Annotated in this window: 18 protein-coding genes; 12 read left to right on the plus strand and 6 right to left on the minus strand. The window is 62.6% G+C overall.

What is annotated here, in order from left to right:
• Positions 1–56 precede the first annotated feature (56 nt).
• From NKJ58_RS22135 to NKJ58_RS22170, 8 genes are all read left to right on the plus strand, one after another.
• Positions 57–1,550, plus strand: coding sequence for a DegQ family serine endoprotease (locus tag NKJ58_RS22135; RefSeq protein WP_023672765.1), 1,494 nt, complete (start codon positions 57–59; stop codon positions 1,548–1,550).
• Positions 1,551–1,597: 47 nt separating this feature from the next.
• Positions 1,598–2,908 (plus strand): replication-associated recombination protein A, encoded by a 1,311-nt coding sequence (locus tag NKJ58_RS22140; RefSeq protein WP_023714163.1) that lies wholly within the window; start codon positions 1,598–1,600, stop codon positions 2,906–2,908.
• Positions 2,909–3,090: 182 nt separating this feature from the next.
• Positions 3,091–3,921, plus strand: a complete 831-nt coding sequence (locus NKJ58_RS22145) for an aspartyl/asparaginyl beta-hydroxylase domain-containing protein (RefSeq protein ID WP_023682594.1) — start codon at positions 3,091–3,093, stop codon at positions 3,919–3,921.
• A gap of 24 nt (positions 3,922–3,945) precedes the next feature.
• Positions 3,946–4,320: a fluoride efflux transporter CrcB gene (gene crcB, locus NKJ58_RS22150; protein WP_023688419.1), complete on the plus strand. Its 375-nt coding sequence runs from the start codon at positions 3,946–3,948 to the stop codon at positions 4,318–4,320.
• Between the two features lie 133 nt (positions 4,321–4,453).
• Positions 4,454–5,434: an RluA family pseudouridine synthase gene (locus NKJ58_RS22155; protein WP_023672769.1), complete on the plus strand. Its 981-nt coding sequence runs from the start codon at positions 4,454–4,456 to the stop codon at positions 5,432–5,434.
• A gap of 62 nt (positions 5,435–5,496) precedes the next feature.
• Entirely contained in the window at positions 5,497–6,354 is an 858-nt protein-coding gene (locus NKJ58_RS22160; RefSeq protein WP_502902331.1) for a DMT family transporter, read from the plus strand.
• Positions 6,355–6,365: 11 nt separating this feature from the next.
• Entirely contained in the window at positions 6,366–7,157 is a 792-nt protein-coding gene (locus tag NKJ58_RS22165) for an ATP12 family chaperone protein (RefSeq protein WP_023682591.1), read from the plus strand.
• Positions 7,158–7,334: 177 nt separating this feature from the next.
• The gene (locus NKJ58_RS22170; protein ID WP_352519452.1) at positions 7,335–9,221 is read left to right on the plus strand and encodes an MFS transporter; all 1,887 of its coding nucleotides are present in this window, start codon (positions 7,335–7,337) and stop codon (positions 9,219–9,221) included.
• A gap of 94 nt (positions 9,222–9,315) precedes the next feature.
• On the opposite strand, the gene NKJ58_RS22175 is transcribed toward NKJ58_RS22170, so the two are convergent.
• Complete coding sequence (locus NKJ58_RS22175) at positions 9,316–9,513, minus strand: DUF2735 domain-containing protein (RefSeq protein WP_023688422.1); 198 nt, start codon at positions 9,511–9,513, stop codon at positions 9,316–9,318.
• Positions 9,514–9,829: 316 nt separating this feature from the next.
• Here NKJ58_RS22175 and NKJ58_RS22180 point away from each other — a divergent pair, with 316 nt between their 5' ends.
• Complete coding sequence (locus NKJ58_RS22180; protein ID WP_023688423.1) at positions 9,830–10,870, plus strand: glutamine synthetase beta-grasp domain-containing protein; 1,041 nt, start codon at positions 9,830–9,832, stop codon at positions 10,868–10,870.
• A 136-nt stretch (positions 10,871–11,006) separates the two neighbouring features.
• Here NKJ58_RS22180 and glnA read toward each other — a convergent pair whose 3' ends face one another.
• On the minus strand, positions 11,007–12,416 hold the full coding sequence (gene glnA / locus NKJ58_RS22185) for a type I glutamate--ammonia ligase (protein WP_023672775.1): 1,410 nt from the start codon (positions 12,414–12,416) through the stop codon (positions 11,007–11,009).
• Positions 12,417–12,474: 58 nt separating this feature from the next.
• Positions 12,475–12,813: a P-II family nitrogen regulator gene (locus NKJ58_RS22190; RefSeq protein ID WP_006205430.1), complete on the minus strand. Its 339-nt coding sequence runs from the start codon at positions 12,811–12,813 to the stop codon at positions 12,475–12,477.
• 385 nt (positions 12,814–13,198) lie between these two features.
• Here NKJ58_RS22190 and NKJ58_RS22195 point away from each other — a divergent pair, with 385 nt between their 5' ends.
• Positions 13,199–14,752, plus strand: coding sequence for an NAD(P)H-hydrate dehydratase (locus NKJ58_RS22195; RefSeq protein ID WP_352853803.1), 1,554 nt, complete (start codon positions 13,199–13,201; stop codon positions 14,750–14,752).
• Positions 14,749–16,740, plus strand: a complete 1,992-nt coding sequence (locus NKJ58_RS22200) for a hypothetical protein (protein ID WP_352853804.1) — start codon at positions 14,749–14,751, stop codon at positions 16,738–16,740. Before NKJ58_RS22195 ends, NKJ58_RS22200 begins: the two co-directional genes overlap by 4 nt.
• Positions 16,741–16,765: 25 nt before the next feature.
• Here the strand turns inward: NKJ58_RS22200 and NKJ58_RS22205 are convergent, their stop codons facing one another.
• On the minus strand, positions 16,766–17,689 hold the full coding sequence (locus NKJ58_RS22205) for a M48 family metallopeptidase (RefSeq protein WP_352853805.1): 924 nt from the start codon (positions 17,687–17,689) through the stop codon (positions 16,766–16,768).
• Positions 17,690–17,842: 153 nt separating this feature from the next.
• Positions 17,843–19,375, minus strand: a complete 1,533-nt coding sequence (locus NKJ58_RS22210; RefSeq protein WP_352853807.1) for an acyl-CoA carboxylase subunit beta — start codon at positions 19,373–19,375, stop codon at positions 17,843–17,845.
• A gap of 409 nt (positions 19,376–19,784) precedes the next feature.
• Between NKJ58_RS22210 and NKJ58_RS22215 the strand changes: the two genes are divergently transcribed.
• Positions 19,785–21,221, plus strand: coding sequence for a DEAD/DEAH box helicase (locus NKJ58_RS22215; protein WP_502900538.1), 1,437 nt, complete (start codon positions 19,785–19,787; stop codon positions 21,219–21,221).
• Between the two features lie 94 nt (positions 21,222–21,315).
• Here NKJ58_RS22215 and NKJ58_RS22220 read toward each other — a convergent pair whose 3' ends face one another.
• Entirely contained in the window at positions 21,316–22,296 is a 981-nt protein-coding gene (locus NKJ58_RS22220) for an alpha/beta hydrolase (protein WP_352853809.1), read from the minus strand.
• Positions 22,297–22,316: the final 20 nt, after the last annotated feature.

Raw genomic sequence — 22,316 nt, forward strand, 5'->3', positions numbered from 1 at the left:
TCATTTTGCACAATCGTCGGGACAATGCCCCCGAACTTGCCTTGGAGGATTCGCGAATGCGCGCCAACCGACTGTCTCTTGTTCTGCTCTTCGCCATGATGGCGTTCGCAGCCGCGCCGACAGTCAGGCAGGCTCTGGCCGAGGACGCCGCCAAGCCAGCCGATCCGGGGCTCTCCGATGTGCTGACCGACCTCCTGCATGGCGTCGAAGGCGAGAACGGCACCTCCGGTCCCGACAAGCGCGTGCCGTTCGGCCGCGAAGAGGTACAGCTGTCGTTTGCGCCCCTGGTCAAGCAGACGGCGCCGGCGGTGGTCAATGTCTATGCTTCGCAGACGGCCAAGGTCACGTCGCCCTTCGACGGCGATCCTTTCTTCGAGGAATTCTTCGGCCGCGCGCAGCCGCGCGCGCAATCATCGCTCGGCTCGGGCGTGCTGGTCGATCCAAGCGGCGTCGTCGTCACCAATTTCCACGTGATCAAGGATGCCGACGAGGTCAAGGTCGCGACCGCCGACGGGCGCGAATTCACCTCGAAGGTCATGCTCAAGGACGAGACGCTTGACCTCGCCGTGCTCAAGATCAACTCCGACAAGCCCTTTCCGGTGATCGCCATCGGCGATTCCGACGCGCTCGAGGTCGGCGACCTGGTGCTGGCCATCGGCAATCCGTTCGGCGTCGGCCAGACCACCACCAGCGGCATCGTGTCGGCGCTTGCCCGCAGCCATATCGGCGTTTCGGATTCGGGCTACTTCATCCAGACCGACGCCGCCATCAATCCCGGCAATTCCGGCGGCGCGCTGATCAACATGGGCGGCCAGCTGGTCGGCATCAACACCGCCATCTACAGCCGCAGCGGCGGCTCGATCGGCATCGGCTTTGCCATCCCGGCCAACATGGTGCGCGCCTTCGCCGACGCGGCCAAGGCCGGGCTCGATTTCTTCGAGCGGCCCTATATAGGCGCCGAGTTCGAAGCGGTCACACCGCAGATCGCCGAATCGCTTGGCATGGAGAAGCCGACCGGCGCGCTGGTGTCGTCGGTCGAGGAAGCCGGACCGGCGGCCAAGGCAGGGCTGAAGCCCGGCGACGTCGTGCTGCAGCTCAACGGCACGACCGTCGAAGGCATCGAGGCGCTGGACTACCGCATGGCGACCCTGTCGATCGGCACCAAGGCGACCTTCGCCATCCTGAGCAAGGGCCAGCAGGCGACGATGGAGATTGCACTGGAGCGCGCGCCGGAAGGCGCCAAGGCGTCGGAAGTGACGCTGCATGGCCGCAGCCCATTCTCCGGCGCCAAGGTCGCGGAACTGTCGCCCAGGCTCGCCCAGCGGCTTGGCCTGCGCACCGACCTCAAGGGCGTCACCGTGGTCGACATCAACCGCGATTCGCCGGCTGCCGATTTCGGCTTCCAGCCCGGCGACATCGTGCGCGAGGTGAACGGCACCACCGTCGATACGGCGGCGACACTGGCGCAGCTTGCCCAGCAGGATACGCGCTGGTGGCGCTTTACCGTCGAGCGCGGCGGGCAGATACTGCGCCAGGTGTTGCGTTACTGAGGCGATCTTCCCATTTCTGAGGATCGTGCTCCAACCAGAAGACCTAGATGGCCGATCTGTTCAGCGTCGATGAACCGGAAAGAGCGCCGCCCGGCCGGCCTTTGGCCGATCGGCTGCGCCCGAAAAACCTTGGCGAGGTCGTCGGCCAGGAGCATCTGACCGGCCCCGACGGCGCACTGACGCGGCTCATCAACTCCGGTTCGCTCGGCTCGATGATTTTCTGGGGGCCACCCGGCACCGGCAAGACTACCGTTGCGCGGCTGCTGGCCGGCGAGACCCGTCTTGCTTTCGAGCAGATATCGGCGGTGTTTTCCGGCGTCGCCGACCTGAAGAAAGTGTTCGAAGCAGCGAAGCTGCGCCGCACCAATGGCCGCCAGACGCTGCTGTTCGTCGACGAGATCCATCGCTTCAACCGTGCCCAGCAGGACTCTTTCCTCCCGGTCATGGAGGATGGAACAGTTGTTCTGGTCGGCGCCACCACCGAAAATCCATCGTTCGAGCTGAACGCCGCGCTTCTGTCGCGAGCGCGGGTGCTGGTGTTTCACTCGCTGGGCGAGGACAGCATCGCCAAACTGATGACGCGGGCGGAGGAGACGGAGGGCAGGGCGCTGCCGCTCGACGACGAGGCGCGGGCGATGCTCATCCGCATGAGCGATGGCGACGGCCGGGCCTCGCTGACGCTGGCCGAGGAAGTCTGGCGCGCCGCCAAACCCGGCGAGGTTTTTGATCCCGAAGGGTTGCAGCGCATCGTGCAGCGCCGCGCGCCGATCTATGACAAGGGCCAGGACGGTCACTACAATCTGATCTCGGCGCTGCACAAGTCGGTGCGCGGGTCCGATCCGGACGCGGCGCTTTATTATCTTGCCCGCATGTTCGACGCCGGCGAGGATCCGCTCTATCTCGGCCGCCGGCTGGTGCGCATGGCGATGGAGGATATCGGGCTGGCCGACCCGCAGGCGCTGGTTATCGCCAACGCCGCCAAGGACGCATACGACTACCTCGGCTCGCCCGAAGGCGAACTGGCCTTCGCCGAGGCCACCGTCTATCTCGCCACCGCGCCCAAATCCAACGCCGTCTATACCGCCTTCAAGGCAGCCACGCGGGCGGCGAAGGAGTTCGGTTCGCTGCTGCCGCCCAAGCACATCCTCAACGCGCCGACCAAGCTGATGAAAGAGGGGGATTACGGCGCCGGCTACCGCTACGATCACGACCAGCCCGATGCCTTTTCCGGCCAGGACTATTTCCCCGAAAAGATGGGCCGGCAGATCTTTTACGATCCGCCCGAACGCGGCTTCGAGCGCGATATCAAGAAACGGCTGGACTATTGGGCAAAGCTGCGCAGCGAGCGGGAAAAATAGGCGCGCGGGACAAACGGGACGAACTCGGCCTGCCCGCGATGAACTGAAATTCTGTCCCCGCCAGTCACAGCAGTGTGATTGTACCGCATGACAAAAAGCCCTATCACGTCGCATGACTCGGCCGGGAGGCTGCCAGGACGGGCGATAATTCGGAACGGGGACAGCGCGCCGCGCGAACAGAAATGACAAAATCCCTTCGCAAGACGCTTCGCCAGGCTGTGATTGCTGTCCCGCTGCTCGCGCTCGGCTTCTATTTCATTCCGATCCTGACCACGATCTGGATCGTCTGCGGCCTGATCGATGTGCTGCGCAACGCCAGCAAGGATCTGTCGCTGTTGCGCGGCTATTTCCTCGGCAATGGCATCTTCACCTGGCTGCTGTCGCCCTTCAATCTGCTGGTGGACCTCGTTTGCTACCGCAACCCGGGTGTGTGGAAGCTGGAGCAGTTTCCTGCCGATTATCAGCGCGAGGTCAACGAGGTTCTTGACGTCTTCAAGGCGCGCAAGGACGAGATCATCGCCGATATCGACGCCAATTTCGGCACCGGTCGTCGCGGCATGTATGTCTATCAGTGGTACGGCAAGCACCGGATCGACAATGTCGCAGAATTCAACAAGGATTTCAAATACATCAAGACCATTGCCGTGTCTGTCTTCAGAGGCAAGGAATCGACTTCCTGGCATTTCGGACCGCTGCGGCTCAGCCTGCGCATCCTCTACAATCTCTTGCCGGTGAAGGCAGAGGTTTTCGTCGAATGCAACGGCGCCAGGAATTACTGGCACGACAACCCACTCTATATTTTCGACGACACGCTGCTGCACCGCTCGGTCAACGAGTATGACGGACGCCGCTACTGCGTGTTCATGGACATCATCCGCCCGTCGCCGTTCCCCGGCTTCATCGCCGGACTTCTGGCCATCGTTTCGGTCACCGTCGAGCGCATCAATTCCATGTTCTACAAGAACTGGAAGATGATCGGCTCGAGCAAGGCAAAGAAGGTCGAGACGACCTGAGGCGTTGGCCTGAAGGGATTGGGCATGTTCAATCTGCTTCTCGTTGTGGTCGGCGGCGGCATCGGCGCCGGCATCCGCCACCTTACCAACATCGGCGCCTTGCGCCTCGTCGGCCCCAACTACCCCTGGGGGACGATGGCGATCAACATCGTCGGCTCCTTTGCCATGGGGCTGTTCATCGCCGCGCTGATGCGGCGCGGCGGTTCCAATGAGCTCCGGCTGTTCGTCGCCACCGGCATCCTTGGCGGCTTCACCACCTTCTCCGCCTTTTCGCTCGATTTCGCGACCCTGTGGGAGCGCGGAGCGACGCTGCCGGCGTTGGGATATGCGCTGGCCAGCGTCGTTGGCGCCATTATCGCCCTGTTTCTGGGACTTTGGCTCGCAAGAACCGTTTCATAGTGTTATTGCCCCGACCTGGAGCACGCCGCATCCTCTGGACGCGCTGCAGAAACTTTGATCTTGCGCATGATCCTTTCCGAAAGCCGGAGTAGATTTTCGGGGTCACGCGCTAGAAACGGATAAAGCGAAAATCATGGCAGGCGTAGAACAGATCACGGTGGAGGCCGGCGAGGCGGGCATGCGGCTCGATCGCTGGTTCAAGACCCATTTCCCCGGTCTCGGCTTTGGCCATCTGCAGAAGTTGCTGCGCTCGGGCCAGATCCGCGTCGATGGCGGCCGGGTCAAGGCCGACAGCCGTGTCGAGCCCGGCCAGGTGGTGCGTGTGCCGCCGCTCGAGGTCGACAAGAAGGGCGAGAGTGCGCTTACGGGTTACTCGATCCGCAACCAGGGCGACGCCGATGTGCTGGCCAAGATGCTGATCCACGAAGATCCAAAAGTCTTCGTCTTCAACAAGCCGGCGGGCCTGGCGGTGCAAGGCGGCTCGGGCGTCACCCGCAATGTCGACGACATGCTGGAGGCCTGGCGCAGCCAGAAGGGCGAGAAGCCGCGCCTGGTGCACCGGCTCGACCGCGACACGTCGGGCGTGTTGGTGGTTGCCCGCACCAGGCTTGCGGCGATGAAGCTTTCCGAGTCATTCCGGGCGCGCGAGACCAAGAAGACCTATTGGGCGCTGGTCAAGGGCGTCCCGCCCAAGCGTGAGGACAAGATCTCGACCTGGCTGATCAAGGAACCGACCGAGGACGGCGACCGCGTGCGCGTGGCAGCCCATGGCGAAAAGGGCGCCGACCACGCCGTGTCCTACTACCGCATCATCGAGCAGGCGGCTCAGACGATGACCTGGCTGGAAATGGAGCCGTACACTGGCCGCACCCACCAGCTGCGCGTTCATGCCGCCTATATCGGCTGCCCGATCCTTGGCGACCCCAAATATTTCGAGGCCGACACCAACTGGGACTTTCCGGGCGGCATTCAGAACCGCCTGCATCTGCATGCGCGCCGCATCGTCATTCCGCACCCGGACAAGGGCGTCATCGACGTCACCGCGCCGATGCCGCCGCATATGCGCCAGAGCTGGAACCTGATCGGCTTCGACGACGCCAGCGCGGAGGACTGACATTGGCCGTTGCCTCGGCATTGGATCGCCGCGATGCGGTCGATCTGGCGGCTGCTTCCATCATGGTCGGGCTGACCTTTTCCTGGGGGCTGAACTATGTCGCCGCCAAGATCTCCTATGTCGGCTTCGATCCGGTTTTCGTCTCGATCGCACGTTCGATCATCGGCGGGCTCTGTGTGCTCGGCTGGTGCTGGCTGCGCGGCATCAGGCTGTTTAAGGCCGACGGGTCGCTTGTCGCCGGCATCATCGTCGGCGTGCTGTTCGGCGTCGAGTTCCTGTGCCTCTATATCGGGCTGGAATACACGACCGTTGCCCGCAACACGCTGCTGGTCAACACCATGCCGTTCTGGGTCCTGATCGGCGGCCATTTCCTGCTCGGTGAGCGTATCAACGCGCGCAAGCTTGGCGGGCTCGTTCTCGCCTTCTGCGGCCTGGTGGCGGTGTTTTCCGACGGGATTGCCGGCGGCACCGAGATGACCTTGATGGGCGATCTGCTCAGCCTCGGCTCCGGTATCCTGTGGGCGGCGACCAGCATCGTCATCAAGCGTTCGAAACTGGTCGAGACCAGTGCCGAGAAATTGCTGCTTTATCAGTTGGCCGGTGCGGCCATTGTCGGTGTCCTGGTGATGCCTTTCGCCGGCCCGCCGATCCGCGCGGTCAGTGCCTTGCCGGCATTGGCGCTGCTGTTCCAGTCGCTCTATATAGTTGCCTTCACCTATGTGCTGTGGTTCTGGCTGCTCAGGCGCTATCCGGCATCGGCCCTGTCGAGCTTCGCTTTCCTGTCGCCGGTGTTCGGCGTCCTCTGCGGCGCTATCATTCTGGGCGAGGCGCCTACGACCAGGATCTTTGTGGCGCTTGGGCTGATCGCTGTCGGCCTGATCATCGTCAACCGGCCGGCGCGCAAGCAGGTACCTGGATAGAAAGTTCGACCATGCGTGACATCCTCAACGACCTCGAAGCGGGAAAGCATCTGTCCGATCCGGATCCGGTCCGCCGCGCGCAGATCCAGATGAAGACGCACCTGCCGAAGCGCTTCTACAAGGACGTGTCGGTCGTAGCTGTGGAGGACGGTTTTGCCGTCCACCTCGATGGCAAGCCGGTGCGCACGCCGGGCAAGGCGCTGCTGGCGCTGCCGACCGAAAAGGCCGCCGCCCTGGTCGCCAATGAGTTCGCTGCACAGGGCGAGACCATCGACCCGGTCACGATGCCGGTGCTGCGTCTGGTCAACACCGCCATCGACGGCGTCGCCAGCGACCCGCAGGCGGTGCTGGAGGACGTCTTGCGCTTCGCCTCGTCCGATCTGACCTGCTACCGCGCCGACGCGCCGCAGGGGCTGGTCGAGCGGCAGAACCAGCATTGGGATCCGGTGATCGACTGGGCGAGGGCGACATTAGGGGCTCGGTTCAACCTCGCCGAGGGCATCATCCATGTCGAGCAGCCGCGCGAAAGCCTCGCCGTCCTCGGCGCCCATCTTGCCCAGCGTGCCGAGCCGCTGCGGCTGGCCGCAATCCATGTCATGACTTCGCTGACCGGGTCGGCGCTGCTGGCGCTGGCGGTCGATTACGGCGCGCTCGACGGCGACGCGGCCTGGGCCGCCGGCCATGTCGACGAGGACTGGCAGGTCGAGCACTGGGGCCAGGACGCCGAGGCTGTCGCACGCCGCTCGGCCCGCAAACGCGACATGATGGCGGCCGTCGGCCTGCTCGATGCGCTGAAGACCTGATCCTCGGCCTTTGCCGCACTGCACCTAATACCAAAGTCATAAATCCAAGGTCTGTCTGCCTCCGGCGGTCGCTTTCTGTCATTTTTTACGCTGATGGCTGGTTCGAGTCGCGTTCAGAGGGAACGCCGACGATGACGCCCAGCGTCGAAGGCAGACGATTCACGGGAGGACAGTTCAATGGCATTGGCATCGACCGCCGGCGGAGCCAGCCGCGGCATGACACGAGAGGAGAAGAAGGTCATCTTCGCCTCCTCGCTGGGCGCGGTTTTCGAATGGTATGATTTCTATCTCTACGGAGCGTTGGCCGGCGCGATCGGCTTGACCTTCTTCAACTCGTTTCCCGAAAGCACCCGCTACATCTTCACGCTGCTGGTCTTCGCCGCCGGCTTCATCGTGCGCCCGTTCGGCGCGCTGGTGTTCGGCCGCATCGGCGATCTCGTCGGCCGCAAATACACATTCCTTGTCACCATCATGATCATGGGTCTGTCGACTTTCCTTGTCGGCCTGCTTCCGGGTTCAGAGACACTGGGCATTCTGGCGCCGATCCTGTTGATCGCGCTGCGCATGCTGCAGGGCCTGGCGCTTGGCGGCGAGTACGGCGGCGCCGCGACCTATGTCGCGGAACATGCGCCGGACGACCGTCGCGGCTTCTACACCTCATGGATCCAGACGACGGCGACGCTCGGCCTTTTCCTGTCGCTGATTGTCATCCTGCTGGTGCAGAATTCCGTAAGCAAGGACGCCTTCAACGCCTGGGGATGGCGCATTCCGTTCCTGGTCTCGGCTATCCTGCTCGGCATTTCGGTCTGGATCCGGCTGTCGCTTTCGGAATCGCCGACCTTCCTGCGCATGAAGGAAGAGGGCAAGAGTTCCAAGGCGCCGCTGTCGGAAGCCTTCGGCCAGTGGAAAAACGCCAAGATCGCCATCCTGGCGCTGTTCGGCCTCACCGCCGGTCAGGCCGTGGTATGGTACAATGGCCAGTTCTATGCACTGTTCTTCCTGGCCAATGTGCTCAAGGTCGACGCGCAGTCGGTCAACATCATGATCGCCATTGCGCTGGCACTCGGCACGGGCTTCTTCGTCTTCTTCGGCTGGCTGTCCGACAAGATCGGCCGCAAGCCGATCATCATGGCCGGCCTTGCGCTGGCAGTCGTCACCACCTTCCCGCTGTTCAAGGCGTTGACCTGGGCCGCCAATCCGGCGCTCGCCACCGCACAGCAGAACACGCGCGCCACGGTGACGGCGGCTCCGGGAGACTGCAACTTCCAGTTCAACCCGACCGGCACGCGCGTACCGGTCAGTTCGTGCGATATCGCGACCGACTTCCTTGCCAAGAACTCGGTGCCTTACGACATCGTCTCTACCGCGGCGGCGGGGACCCCGGCGAGTGTCATGATCGGCAGCGAAACTGTGGCGTCTTATGATGCCAAGGCCGCGGGCGACAAGAAGGCTGCAAGCGACGCTGCCTTCAAGAAGGGTATCAACCTCGCGCTTCAGGGTGGCGGTTACCCGTTGAAGCGCGCTGGCGCCAAGGTTGCCGACCAGAAGCTCGACGCCTTTGTCGCGGCCAATCCTGAACTGAAGCTCGATGCGGCAGCCATCCGCGCCGGCGAAAAGACCGCGGTCCCGACCGAACAGGCCATCAAGGACAAGGTGCTGACCAAGGATGAGGCCGCGGGCGCCACCGAGGTGACCGTGTACAGCGTTCCGGCAGCGGGCGCGTTCGCGATGTTTGCCGACCCCGCACAGGTCAACTGGGCAAAGGTCATCGGCATCCTGTTCATCCTGGTCCTCTACGTGACCATGGTCTACGGGCCGATCGCGGCGATCCTGGTCGAGATGTTCCCGACACGCATCCGCTACAGCGGCATGTCACTGCCCTATCACATCGGCAATGGCTGGTTCGGCGGCCTGCTGCCCGCGATCGTGTTCGCGTTCAGCGCCTACAAGGGCGATATCTATTACGGCCTTTGGTATCCGGTGGTGATCGCGGCGGTGACGCTGATCATCGGCATGATCTTCGTCAGGGATACGCTCGGCACCGACCTGCATACCAAGCAGTAGCCGACGGCTCTGTATCAAACAAAAAACCCGGCGCGAGCGATCGCGCCGGGTTTTTGATTTGTGGGCCTGTTCGATCTATCAGCGCGGAAGACGCCTAGCTCTTGCGAGGCTGTTCGGCCTCCGCAATGGCGGCCTCATGATACCAGGCCTCGCCATGGGCAAGCGGGTGATCGCGCAGCGAAGCAAGCTCTGCCGCAAACTTGGCCTTTACGCCTAAATTTGAGGCAGTTACACGCGATGCCGCCGGGAATATCAGGATTTTGGCCGACGGACGGGCTGAGGTGATTTCCATGGTCGGTCTCCTTTCTTCTGGAGAGGCTCTTCGATTCATCTTTCCATCAAGGTAGGTCCTGCAATCCTTTTAGGCAAGATGCCTAAAGAAAGATCTGCTTTTGCCTGTTATTTAAGCAAATTCCGCCTTTGATTGATCCGGGCGCATTGCTTAGGCGGCTTGCCATCACCGGCGGGATGAAAGGGCATTTTTGCCGCACCCTGACCAACTGAAGTGGCACACGATTTGCATTTTATCGACCGGCAGCTGGGCTGCTGGATGGCTCGGCGCGCCGGCGTCATCCAGGTTCGGTGATCAAGCAACGAGAGGCTCTAGAATGACGAAATACAAGCTCGAGTATATCTGGCTCGATGGTTACACCCCGGTCCCCAATCTTCGCGGCAAGACCCAGGTCAAGGAGTTCGCCGAGTTCCCGACGCTCGAGCAGCTGCCGCTGTGGGGCTTCGACGGTTCTTCGACGCAGCAGGCCGAAGGCCACAGCTCCGACTGCGTGCTGAAGCCGGTCGCCGTGTTCCCGGATCCGGCCCGCAGCAATGGCGTGCTGGTGATGTGCGAAGTGATGATGCCAGATGGCGTGACGCCGCATGTGTCCAACAAGCGCGCCACCATCCTCGACGACGAAGGCGCCTGGTTCGGCTTCGAGCAGGAGTATTTCTTCTACAAGGACGGCCGTCCGCTCGGCTTCCCCGAGAGCGGCTATCCGGCGCCGCAGGGCCCGTACTACACCGGCGTCGGCTATTCGAATGTCGGCCCGATCGCGCGCCAGATCGTCGAGGAGCATCTCGACCTTTGCCTCGCAGCAGGCATCAACCATGAAGGCATCAACGCCGAAGTGGCCAAGGGCCAGTGGGAATTCCAGATTTTCGGCAAAGGCTCCAAGAAGGCCGCCGACCAGATGTGGATGGCCCGCTATCTCTTGCAGCGCCTGACCGAAAAGTACGAGATCGACATCGAGTATCACTGCAAGCCGCTCGGCGACACCGACTGGAACGGCTCGGGCATGCACGCCAACTTCTCGACCGCCTATATGCGCGAAGTCGGCGGCAAGGCCTATTTTGAAGCGCTGATGGCTCAATTCGACAAGAACCTGATGGACCACATCGCCGTCTACGGCCCGGACAACGACAAGCGCCTGACCGGCAAGCATGAGACCGCTCCGTGGAACCGCTTCAGCTACGGCATCGCCGACCGAGGCGCCTCGATCCGCGTGCCGCATTCCTTCGTCAACAATGACTACAAGGGCTACCTGGAAGACCGCCGCCCGAATTCGCAAGGTGACCCCTACCAGATCGCTTCGCAGATCCTGAAGACCATCGCGGAGGTTTCGACCAGCGCGCAGGTCTCGGCGGCCGCCTAAGCATCTATAGCGGCGCAGGCTTCGTAAGCCGCGCCGTAGCCTGCTGCTACCACGTCTACGGTCTGCTATTGGTCAAACAAAAACCCCGGCGTCTGAACTGACGCCGGGGTTTTTCCTTGTCGCTGAGGCTTATCGCTCAGACCGAATAGTACATGTCGTATTCGACCGGATGCGGTGTCATTTCGAAGCGCATCACTTCGGCCATCTTGAGCTCGATGTAGCTGTCGATCTGGTCGTCGTCGAAGACGCCGCCGGCTTTCAGGAAGCCGCGGTCCTTGTCCAAGCTTTGCAGCGCTTCGCGCAGCGAACCGCAGACGGTCGGAATCTTCTTCAGTTCCTTCGGCGGCAGATCGTAAAGATCCTTGTCCATCGGCTGTCCCGGGTGGATCTTGTTCTTGATGCCGTCGAGGCCGGCCATCAGCATGGCGGCGAAAGCGAGGTAGGGGTTCGCGCCTGGATCGGGGAAGCGGACCTCGACGCGCTTGGCTTTCGGGGACGAGCCGAACGGAATGCGGCAGGAGGCCGAACGGTTGCGCGCGGAGTAGGCGAGCAGCACCGGGGCTTCATAGCCAGGCACAAGGCGCTTGTAGGAGTTGGTCAGCGGGTTGGTGAAGGCGTTGATCGCCTTAGCGTGCTTGATGATGCCGCCGATGTAGAACAGGCACGACTCCGACAGGCCGGCATATTCATTGCCGGCGAAGGTCGGCTTGCCGTTCTTCCAGATCGACTGGTGGACGTGCATGCCCGAGCCGTTGTCGCCGAAAATCGGCTTCGGCATGAAGGTGGCCGTCTTGCCATAGGCGTTGGCGACCTGGTGCACGACATATTTGTAGATCAGCATCTTGTCGGCGTTGCGGACCAGCGTGTCGAACTTGATGCCGAGCTCGTGCTGGGCAGCGGCAACCTCGTGATGGTGCTTTTCGACGCGCACGCCCATTTCGGCGAGCACGGTCAGCATTTCGGAGCGCATGTCCTGCGCGCTGTCGATCGGCGGCACAGGGAAGTAGCCGCCCTTGACGCGCGGGCGGTGGCCGAGATTGCCGGTCTCGTAGTCGGTGTCGTCGTTGGACGGCAGTTCGGTCGAGTCCAGCTTGAACCCGGTGTTGTAGGGATCGGCCTTGTACTTGACGTCGTCGAAGACGAAGAACTCGGCTTCGGGGCCGACATAGATGGTGTCGCCGATGCCTTCGGCCTTCATGTAGGCCTCGGCCTTCTTGGCGGTGCCGCGCGGGTCGCGGTTGTAGGATTCGCCGGAGACCGGATCGAGAATGTCGCACAGGATGACCATGGTCGACTGGGCGAAGAACGGATCCATATGGACGGTGTCCGCATCGGGCATCAGCACCATGTCGGACTCGTTGATCGCCTTCCAGCCGGCGATCGAGGAGCCGTCGAACATGACGCCGTCCGCGAACATGTCTTCCTCGACCTCGATGACATCCATCGTGACGTGCTGCAGCTTGCCCTTCGGATCGGTGAAGCGCAGGTCGACGAATTTCACGTCGTTGTCCTTGATCTGCTTCATGATGTCTTTGGCTGTCGTCATGTCGTTTCTTCCCTGTGTGATGACGTTTCGAGGAGACGTTAATCTGAAATCAGAAAGCTCAGACGGCGTCCATCCCCGTTTCGCCGGTACGGATGCGAACGACCTCCTCGATATTGGAGACGAAGATCTTGCCGTCGCCGATGCGGCCGGTCTGCGCCGCCTTGCGGATGGCTTCGATGGCGCCTTCGACGGCGTCGTCGCCCAGCACGACTTCGATCTTCACCTTGGGCAGGAAGTCGACGACATATTCGGCGCCGCGATAGAGTTCGGTATGGCCTTTCTGGCGGCCAAAGCCCTTGGCCTCGGTGACGGTAATGCCTTGCAGACCGGCCTCCTGAAGCGCTTCCTTCACTTCGTCTAGCTTGAACGGCTTGATGATCGCTTCGATCTTTTTCATGTAAAAAGTGGCCTCCACTGCCAAAAAAACGGGTTGTGCGCCCCGCTTGCGCCTCCATCAAGCACGAACCGTGCCAATTTCAGCCCACGCGAAGCGGTTTCGCGCAATTCCAATGCCGCGCCGCGCCGGGATGCACATTCGCGTCATCCTCTGCTTCGGCTGCGGCAAAGCTGCCCGAAGCCTACACATTGCCGCTTCGGGCGTCTGCACGATAATTAGGCAGATTGCGCATTTTGCAGGCCCGCGCGGATCCGTGGCACCAGTCTGCGAAAGGATTGGCCGCACGCCAACGCAGCACCTGGCCGTTTGCTTCGAATCCGAAACTGGACAATGCTCGATAGGGACAAAGGGGTCGGCCTTGAACGAAATGCGGGATCGGCAATCCATGAGCAATGAAGTCCTGTCGCCGGCCGAGATGGGCGAGGCCGACCGGCTGGCGATCGCGGCCGGTCCGCTCGACGGCTATGGCCTGATGCAGCGCGCCGGCGAAGCGGTCGCTGCTGTGGTCCTGGCACGCTATCCCGCAGCAAGCCGCGTGCACGTGCTGTGCGGCCCCGGCAACAATGGTGGCGACGGCTATGTTGTAGCGCGGTTGCTGGCCGAGGCTGGTGTGAATGTGGCGCTCTGGGCCGAAGGCAAGCAGAAGCCCGGGAGTGATGCGGCGCGAGCTTCCGAGGCCTGCAATCTGCCGGTCGAGCACATCGGACACTGCTACCCGGAACCGGGTGAAGTCGTCGTGGACGCGCTCTATGGTGCGGGATTGTCGAAGAAGATATCCCTGCATGCCTCTGCCGTCTCAGGATTGGCCGCGGCGGAGCGCGTGCCTGTGGTGTCAATCGACCTGCCTTCTGGCGTGTCGGGCGAGACCGGCTTGAGCAACGCTTATTTCAAGGCCGACGTGACGGTGACGTTCGTGCGGAAAAAGCCCGGCCATCTGCTGATGCCGGGGCGCAGCCTCTGCGGCGAGATCATCGTCGCCGATATCGGCATTCCGGATGCGATCGTCGATGAGTTCAAGATCAAGACGTTCGAGAACACGCCTGACTTCTGGCTATACAGTTTTCCGAAAACGGCGGTCGATACACATAAGTATAAGCGCGGCCACGTCAGCGTCTTTTCCGGCGGGCCGAGCGCGACAGGTGCGGCGCGGCTGTCGGCGATAGCTGCAGCCAGAGCCGGGGCAGGGGCGGTGACCGTGCTCTCGCCTGAAAATGCCATGCAGGTAAACGCCGCGCATCTGACATCGATCATGCTGCGCGAGGCCGGTTCGATGGAGGAAGTGCAGGAATTTTTGTCGGCGAGGCACCCCGAAGTACTTGTGTTCGGACCAGGGCTCGGGCCGAAACCCAAAGTGGGGGATTTCGCGTTGCAATTGATCGCGACGGTCGCTGACCTAAACCGCACGTCGACGAGTTCATTCGGAATTCAGCGCCCTGCCATTGTCTTGGATGCTGACGCCATCACGTCATTGGCGCATCAGCCTCAGGCCCTGTTCGACGCCGCGCTGCTCCCGTTGGCGCCGGTATTGGTGCTGACGCCGCATGAAGGCGAATTCGCCAGACTTTTTCCCGACATCGCGAAGGACAAGAAGCAGTCGAAACTCGCCAAGGCGCGCGCAGCCGCTGAACGAGCCAACGCCATCATGGTCTACAAGGGCGCCGACACCGTCATCGCGGCGCCGGACGGCCGCGCGGTGATCAACGCCAATGGTGCACCATGGCTCGCCACCGCCGGTTCCGGCGACGTGCTGGCGGGCATTGTCGCCGCGCTGCTGGCGCAGGGCATGCAGGCATTCGAGGCCGCCTGCGCAGCGGTCTGGATCCATGCCGAGGCCGGCAGCCGCTTCGGACCGGGTCTGATCGCCGAGGATCTGCCGCTGGCGCTGGTGCCGGTGCTGCGTGAACTTGTCGAGGCACGGCAGAAGGTGCCGATCGGATGAAGCGTTTCGCGCTCGCCATTGCAGCCATCATCGCGCTGTTCGCCTCGCATGGCGTGCGCGCTGAGCAGCCGGTGACCATCGTCGACGATCCGGCGGTGCTCGCCGCCCTCGATGTCAAGGGTTTTGGCTTCGCCCGCATTTTCGCCGTCGACGGCCCGGACGATCTGAAGACGCTCTACAGTGAGGCGCCGGCCTATCGTGCCGTTGTCGACATGGTTGCGGCCGATATTGCCACGCTGCGGGCCGAGATAAAGGCCGGCGGGCGCACGCTCTACGAGGTGACCGACGGCAATGTCGGCCGCATCATGGATATGCGCTGGCTGAAGACCGAGGCCGCGCGCTTCCGCCTGGTCGGCGTCGTCAACCGGCTGGACCGGCGTGACTTCACCGCGCTGCAAGGTGACAAGAGCTGTGGCGAGGTGCGCTTTGTCTATCGCCTGGCCTACAGTTTCCGCAAGAACGGCAAGGTTCTGGCATCGCGGCTGCCATTCAATTTCAACGCCGTCTACAGCGTGGCGCCGGATGCCGATGGCGGCTGCGTCGGCGTTGCCGGGCGCTGGACACCGCAGATCGACGAAAACGTTGATGCCGGCTGGCTGGCCGGCGGGCCGCTGGCACCGGAGGAACTGAACTTCAAACAGCTTGAGCTCAATGCGCAGGTGGTGCGTTTTCCCTCGGGACAGGAGACCGAATTCGGCGGGCAGGCGGCCTATCTGATGCGGATCTTCGGCATCGATGGCGCTGCCATCAGCGAGAAGCCGCTGGAGAATACGCCTGACGTTGCGCAGCTCTCGGACAATGCTGCACTCAAGAAAAGGCTCGCCGACTACGTCATCGCCGATGTCGATCTCGGCGTCTACGAAATCCCCGACGAATTCCTGGCGAAGAAAATCATTTCGTGGTCGACCTTCGGCAGCGCGAGACAGGCCAACCATCCGTTCACGCCGCTGTTCCAGCCAGCGGATTTCGCCGGCCTGGACTATGCGGCGCTAAAGCTGGTGCGGACACCGGAGGCGCTGGTCGAGCGGCTGGACAATGGCGCCTGCCAGGGCTGCCACCAGGCGGGCTCGACGGCCGGCTTTCACTTCATCGGCCTCGACGACAAAACGACGTCGCCGCTCAACCGCATCGAAGTCGGCATCTCGCCGCATCTCCATGCCGAGATTGCGCGACGTGAGGCCTGGCTGCGCGCGACCGAAGAAGGCAAGGAGCCGAACCGCTACCGGCCGCTGTCCTTCGCGCCGCCAGCGACATGGACCGATGCCGGCGATGTCGACTACGCCCCGGCCGAGATGGCGATGCCGTGCCTGATGCCGGATGATGCAAAACGCTTCGGCGCGACCTGGCAATGCGGTGGCGGCACCGTCTGCACGCCGCTCGCGACGGCTTCAGGCGTGCATACCGCGTTGGCGCAATGTCTGTTGCCCACGGACAGTCCAAAGATGTTTTCGGGCCATCCCTGCCTGACCGGGTCGATCGCCAGCAACCCGTCTCAGCCGTTCAACGACCGCTACAAGATCACCGGCCAGTTCGCGGCTTTTGCGCCGACCTTTTCGCGGACCGCCTACACCTGCCGGCCACCGAAAATCGGCGTACCGGCAGGCATCGCTTATCGCGCCTGCGACGACAAGGACCGCAGCTTCGCCGCATTCAAGACGGGCAAGCCGATGCCATCGGAAATTTGCGGCATGGTCGGCGGCAAGAAATTCGACACCTGCGTCGCCACCAACAATTTCGACCAGTGCCTCGGCGGCGCGGTCAACCGCGGCAACCGTCCAGCCTGCTCGGCTGATCATTTCTGCCGCGAGGACTATATGTGCCAGTCGCTGCCGCCGGACACGCCGGGTGCTGCCAAGGTGAAAGGCATCGGCTACTGCTCGCCGACCTATTTCATCTTCCAGATGCGCATCGATAATCACGCGACGCCCTGGGCGAGCGCGACCAGCGCCCCCAGGGATGCGGGTTTGGGGGCGGCGGAAGAGGAGTGAGCCTGCGAGTTGGGCGACCACCAGTTCAGCGCTGGAGATAGTCTTCCATCCGCGCAGTCCATTTGGTGTCGAATTCCGAAATGTGGCGCTGTGCTACGCTCGAGTTCAGCAGCGTCGAGAGCGCGGTCACGGCGATCGGGTCCAGGTCGGGCGGCTCCGTGTAGCCAAGCGCCGCCAGCCGTTGAGCCAATGATGGATGGGTGGACTTTGCGTCATCCGGGCTTGCCCACGCCTTGCGGGCGCAAACATCGAGGCAAATGGGTTCTCGCAGCTGGCCGGCAGCTTCCAGCATGCGCTCGAGCGGCGGTCGCGGCGGACGCAAAGCACCTCGCAATTCATGCTGCAAAGGGTCATAGACCGTCTCCGTGAAATGCACGTCTGCCGTGGCAAGAAGCAACAGCGCGCGTGCGGCGTGCTCGGCGTCGCCGGAGGATGCCGCGTGTCGATCTGCCTTGATCTCCGCTTCGCGCGAAAGCCGGATTTCTTCCCGCTCGAACGATTGCGACAGCCAGCCGATAGCGGCGTGGAACAGGCTGCCTGTGATCGTGGTTCCGGGCGGGGCATACTCGAAGACAAATCCGAAACCGTTTTCGAACTCAGCGAGATTGAGGCTGCCATTGGTATCCTTGTTGCGCACATGCGCGTCCTCATGGGCAAGGATCGCGGCAAGCGCTCTTTCATCGGTCACTGCGAGGAGAGGGATGCCAATGGTTAGAAACAGCCGATTGCCGAGAAGGCCGAGAAGCGTGCGCTCTTCGCGCACGCTGGCGTTCAGGTTGCCCTCTAGTATGACAACCGTGCGCGCAGCACGGCGCGGTCCGGCGACGCTCCGCCACAGCGCCCACAGGCCGGGCGCTTCTGCTTCACTGACGCCTTTGATCTTGCTGCGTCGGAAGCCCGCAAACAATGTGCCGAACAGAAATGCCAAGGCCGTGGTGGCGATCGGCATGACGACGAAGCCGCTGGCGATAAACCAGATTGGATGGTTGTCGAGCAGGGACATCCAGACGCAGAAGATGATGAGAGCGGGAACAACGAAAAACAGGACCGTGAACCTGCCAAACCGCCGACCGGCGCTGATGATCAGTCGCGACATTGGATGTTACAACGGGATGTTGTCGTGCTTCTTCCAAGGGTTCTGCATGTCCTTGTTGCGCAGCATGCGCAGTGCCCGGGCAATGCGGCGGCGGGTCGAATGCGGCATGATCACCTCGTCGACATAGCCGCGTTCGGCGGCGACGAAGGGCGACAGGAAGCGGTCTTCGTAAGCCTTTGTGTGAGCTGCGATCTTTTCGGCGTCGCCGATATCCTTGCGGTAGATGATCTCGACCGCGCCTCTCGCCCCCATCACCGCGATCTGCGCCGTCGGCCAGGCATAGTTCATATCGCCGCGCAGATGTTTTGAGGCCATCACGTCATAGGCGCCGCCATAGGCTTTGCGGGTGATGACGGTGATTTTCGGCACGGTCGCCTCGGCGTAGGCAAACAGGAGTTTCGCGCCATGCTTGATCAGGCCGCCATATTCCTGCGCGGTGCCGGGCAGTAAGCCCGGCACGTCGACGAAGGTGACGATGGGAATGGAAAAACAGTCGCAGAAGCGCACGAAGCGCGCCGCCTTGCGGCTTGCGTCGGAATCGAGCACGCCGGCCAGCACCATCGGCTGGTTGGCGACGAAGCCGACGGTACGGCCCTCGACGCGGCCAAAACCGGTGACGATGTTCTTGGCAAAGTTCTGCTGGATTTCGAAGAAGTCGCCTTCATCGGCAACTTTGAGGATCAGCTCCTTGATGTCGTAAGGCTTGTTGGCGTTGTCTGGGATCAGCCGGTCGAGCGACAGATCATGGTCGGTGACCGACTGGTAGCACTCGATCTCAGGAAGCTCCGACGTATTTGACGCGGGCAAAAGGTCTACCAGCCGGCGCATCTGCAACAGCGCCTCGACGTCATTGTCGTAGGCGCCGTCGGCAATCGACGATTTGGTCGTGTGGACGGACGCGCCGCCAAGGCTCTCGGCGGTCACCGTCTCGTTGGTGACCGTTTTGACCACATCCGGCCCGGTGACGAACATGTAAGAGGTGTCGCGGACCATGAAGATGAAATCGGTCATCGCAGGCGAATAGACGTCGCCGCCGGCGCACGGGCCCATGATCACGGAAATCTGAGGAATGACGCCGGATGCGAGCACGTTGCGCTGAAAGATCTCGGCATAGCCGCCTAGCGCCGCCACGCCTTCCTGGATGCGGGCGCCGCCGGCGTCGTAGATGCCGATGATCGGCGCGCGGTTGCGCAGCGCCATCTCCTGCACCTTGATGACCTTTTCGGCGTGAGCCTCCGACAGCGAGCCGCCGAAGACGGTAAAATCCTTGGCGAAGAGATAGACCGGACGGCCATTGACGGTGCCCCAGCCGGTGACGACACCATCGCCGGCGATCTTGGTTTTCTCCATGCCGAAGTCGGTCGAGCGATGCTCGACATACATGTCGAACTCCTCGAACGAGCCTTCGTCGAGAAAGACATCGATGCGCTCGCGCGCGGTGAGCTTGCCCTTCTTGTGCTGGGCGTCGATGCGGGCCTGGCCGCCGCCCATGCGGGCGATCTCGCGGCGGCGCTCAAGTTCCTTCAGCACGTCCTTCATCGCTCGGTCCCCAGAAATGGCAGCTGCCTTTGTGGTAATGATGGCTGCAGGCGTGCGCAAGCGCCGCTTTCGCAGTCGATTTTGCTGCGCTGCAACATGTGGCCCCTTGCATTCCGGAGCGAACTCAGCCATATGCAGCCCATAGGCGCTTGGGCCGGAGATTCCGGCCTTCTCGACAAATGAGACTGGTTGCGTCTGTTTTCCCTCTTTCCGGTATATCGGCCTCTCTTTCCGATACATCATGAAGTGGCGAAAGAGCCCCGTGGCATGACGCCTGCGGGCACGACAGCGCAGCCGAGTGGACGTTACCGTCCGCCCGCCTTGTCGTTTCATATCAAATTTTTCGACGGCAGGTTGCGCCCTGCCGCCATCGATGTTTGCGGCCAAGACCGCGTGAAAGAAGACTATTTTGACCAACGAAAACACCTCAGCCGGTAACTCTATCTCGACCGGCAACACTGCGGAGCTCACCGGTTTCGCAGCTCTTGGAATTGCCGGCGCGCTGCTCAAGGCGACGCATGGCGCCGGCTTCACCGAGCCGAAGCCGATCCAGACGCAGGCGATCCCGCCGCAGATGGAAGGCCGTGATATCTTCGGCATCGCCCAGACCGGCTCGGGCAAGACCGCGGCCTTCGCGCTGCCGATCCTGTCGAAGATCATCGCGCTCGGCACCAAGCGCCGGGCCAAGACCACCCGTGCGCTGATCCTGGCGCCGACGCGCGAACTCGCCGTCCAGATCGAGGACACCATCAAGATCCTCGCCAAGGGCGCGCATGTCTCGACCGCTCTCGTGCTTGGCGGCGTCTCGCGCTTCAGCCAGGTGAAGAAGGTCGCTCCCGGCGTCGACATCCTGATCGCCACGCCCGGCCGCCTGACCGACCTGGTGCGCGAGGGCGACCTCATTCTCTCCGACACCAAATGGCTGGTGCTCGACGAGGGTGACCGCATGCTCGACATGGGCTTCATCAACGACGTCAAGCGGATCGCCAAGGCGACCGCGCCCGACCGTCAGACGGTGCTGTTCTCGGCCACCATGCCCAATGAAATCGCCGAACTGGCGAAGGGCCTGTTGAAGAACCCGATCCGCGTCGAAGTCGCGCCGCAGAGCACCGCTGCTGCCGAAATCGTGCAGGGCGTTGTCTTTGCCCGCACCAAGCAGAAGCGCCAGGTGCTGTCGACGATGCTCGCCGACGAAGCGATGAAGTCCGTCATCATCTTTTCGCGCACCAAACATGGCGCCGACCGGGTGACCAAGGACCTCGAACGCGACGGCTTCAAGGCCGCCGTCATCCACGGCAACAAGTCGCAGAACGCCCGCCAGAAGGCGCTCAACGATTTCCGCGAGGGCTCGGTGCGCATTCTCGTGGCGACCGACATCGCGGCGCGCGGCATCGACGTTCCCGGCATCAGCCATGTGGTGAATTTCGACCTGCCGGATGAGGCCGAAAGCTATGTCCACCGCATCGGCCGTACCGGCCGTAACGGCATGGACGGCATCGCCATCACGCTTTGCGATCCTTCCGAAAACAGCAAGCTGCGTCAGGTCGAGCGCATCATCCGCAGCAAGCTGCCGATCGTTGCCGACCATCTCGGCAGCCCGGATCCGGTGCGCAATCCGGCCGAAAAGAACGAGCGCTTCGAGCCCGCCAATGATCGCAACGACCGCAATGGCCGTCGCGACGGCAGGCGGCCCGGTGGCCAGAACAACGGCTTCGCCAAGAAGCGTTTTGGTGACAAGCCGGCCTTTGCGGGTGCAAGCGAGCGCAAACCGGAAGGCGCCAAGGCCTTCAAGGGCAACAACAAGCGCCGCTTCGGCGGCAAGCGGCCCGCGGCGCGGGCTGCCTGATCAGACGAACCGGTCAGGCTCGTCGAGCCTGGCTTGATTGCTGACGATTGAATATGAGGACGGCCGGGGCAATGCTTCGGCCGTCCTTTTTCGTTTAGGGCTGACCGGTAATTGCCTGAACCCACACGACGATCCGCTGCGCCAGGAATGCCGTGGTCGAGGGCGACAGCGCGTCGCCGGCAATGACGTGGTTGTCGGGATCGCCATTGTCGTCGACGGGCACCAGTTCATGCGGTGCGCCCCAGCGGCCGGCGATTTCGCGGGTGCGATCCTGGCGCACCACCTTGTCGGAATCCGAGAAGATGAACAGCGCCGGTATGGTTGCCTTCTCCACAGGCGCTGCGTAGGCAAGGTTGGTCAGCGCCGCCATCGGTAGCACGGCCGCCATTGGATAGGTGTGCGTCCAGAGTTTCTCGTGCAGCGCGTTGCGGGTCGTAAAGCTGCGCTCTTTGCCGCCGACGAACTCTGCGATCTGCCTGCCCCAGGGCATGGTCAGCAGCTCGGCGCCTGAAGCCCTGATGCCGAAATTCGGCGAGATGAATGCGATTGCAGCGACGCCGTCCGATGCGCCAGGCTCAGTCGCCGCCCATGCCGCCAGCGATCCACCGGTCGAGGTGCCGATGACGATCACCTTGTCGCCGATGGCCCGGCCGATGGCGAGCGCCTCCTCATAGTCGTTGATCCAGGCATTGACGCTGCCTTGCGCCATAGCGGCGCCGTCCTGCCCATGACCGGTGAGGCGGGTGTAGAAAAGGTTGGCGTCGAGTTGGTCGGCGACCTCGTCGGCCAGCGGGCGAACCTCGCCCTTCGATGCCGAAAAGCCATGGATATAGACGATCGCCAATGGCGTCCTGGCGTGAACCATCGGATCGGCCCAGATGATTTCTTTCTCGAGCCCGTCGCGGACGTTGGGCACGGCAGCCTCTTCACGCGCGATATACGCTTGCGGATCGTCGCCGATCACCTTGGGGTCGAAGCTGATTGTTGTGTCGACGGGAACGCGCGGACCAAGCAGGAGGACCAGGACAAGGATGATGACGACGCCCAGCACCGCAAGCACGATCCGTCGCCCCATCTCAGACTCCACAACAATTC

It is taken from the genome of Mesorhizobium sp. M0139 (assembly GCF_040322455.1).
GTDB lineage: Bacteria > Pseudomonadota > Alphaproteobacteria > Rhizobiales > Rhizobiaceae > Mesorhizobium.

What these genes read in the sequence shown, in the direction of transcription:
- NKJ58_RS22220 (WP_352853809.1), bottom strand. Translation starts at nt 22,296, where the DNA reads ATGGGGCGACGGATCGTGCTTGCGGTGCTGGGCGTCGTCATCATCCTT.
- NKJ58_RS22170 (WP_352519452.1), top strand. Translation starts at nt 7,335, where the DNA reads ATGGCATTGGCATCGACCGCCGGCGGAGCCAGCCGCGGCATGACACGA.
- NKJ58_RS22165 (WP_023682591.1), top strand. Translation starts at nt 6,366, where the DNA reads ATGCGTGACATCCTCAACGACCTCGAAGCGGGAAAGCATCTGTCCGAT.
- crcB (WP_023688419.1), top strand. Translation starts at nt 3,946, where the DNA reads ATGTTCAATCTGCTTCTCGTTGTGGTCGGCGGCGGCATCGGCGCCGGC.
- NKJ58_RS22145 (WP_023682594.1), top strand. Translation starts at nt 3,091, where the DNA reads ATGACAAAATCCCTTCGCAAGACGCTTCGCCAGGCTGTGATTGCTGTC.
- NKJ58_RS22210 (WP_352853807.1), bottom strand. Translation starts at nt 19,375, where the DNA reads ATGAAGGACGTGCTGAAGGAACTTGAGCGCCGCCGCGAGATCGCCCGC.
- NKJ58_RS22190 (WP_006205430.1), bottom strand. Translation starts at nt 12,813, where the DNA reads ATGAAAAAGATCGAAGCGATCATCAAGCCGTTCAAGCTAGACGAAGTG.
- NKJ58_RS22205 (WP_352853805.1), bottom strand. Translation starts at nt 17,689, where the DNA reads ATGCCGATCGCCACCACGGCCTTGGCATTTCTGTTCGGCACATTGTTT.
- NKJ58_RS22160 (WP_502902331.1), top strand. Translation starts at nt 5,497, where the DNA reads ATGGTCGGGCTGACCTTTTCCTGGGGGCTGAACTATGTCGCCGCCAAG.
- NKJ58_RS22180 (WP_023688423.1), top strand. Translation starts at nt 9,830, where the DNA reads ATGACGAAATACAAGCTCGAGTATATCTGGCTCGATGGTTACACCCCG.
- NKJ58_RS22195 (WP_352853803.1), top strand. Translation starts at nt 13,199, where the DNA reads ATGAGCAATGAAGTCCTGTCGCCGGCCGAGATGGGCGAGGCCGACCGG.
- NKJ58_RS22175 (WP_023688422.1), bottom strand. Translation starts at nt 9,513, where the DNA reads ATGGAAATCACCTCAGCCCGTCCGTCGGCCAAAATCCTGATATTCCCG.
- NKJ58_RS22140 (WP_023714163.1), top strand. Translation starts at nt 1,598, where the DNA reads ATGGCCGATCTGTTCAGCGTCGATGAACCGGAAAGAGCGCCGCCCGGC.
- glnA (WP_023672775.1), bottom strand. Translation starts at nt 12,416, where the DNA reads ATGACGACAGCCAAAGACATCATGAAGCAGATCAAGGACAACGACGTG.
- NKJ58_RS22155 (WP_023672769.1), top strand. Translation starts at nt 4,454, where the DNA reads ATGGCAGGCGTAGAACAGATCACGGTGGAGGCCGGCGAGGCGGGCATG.
- NKJ58_RS22200 (WP_352853804.1), top strand. Translation starts at nt 14,749, where the DNA reads ATGAAGCGTTTCGCGCTCGCCATTGCAGCCATCATCGCGCTGTTCGCC.
- NKJ58_RS22135 (WP_023672765.1), top strand. Translation starts at nt 57, where the DNA reads ATGCGCGCCAACCGACTGTCTCTTGTTCTGCTCTTCGCCATGATGGCG.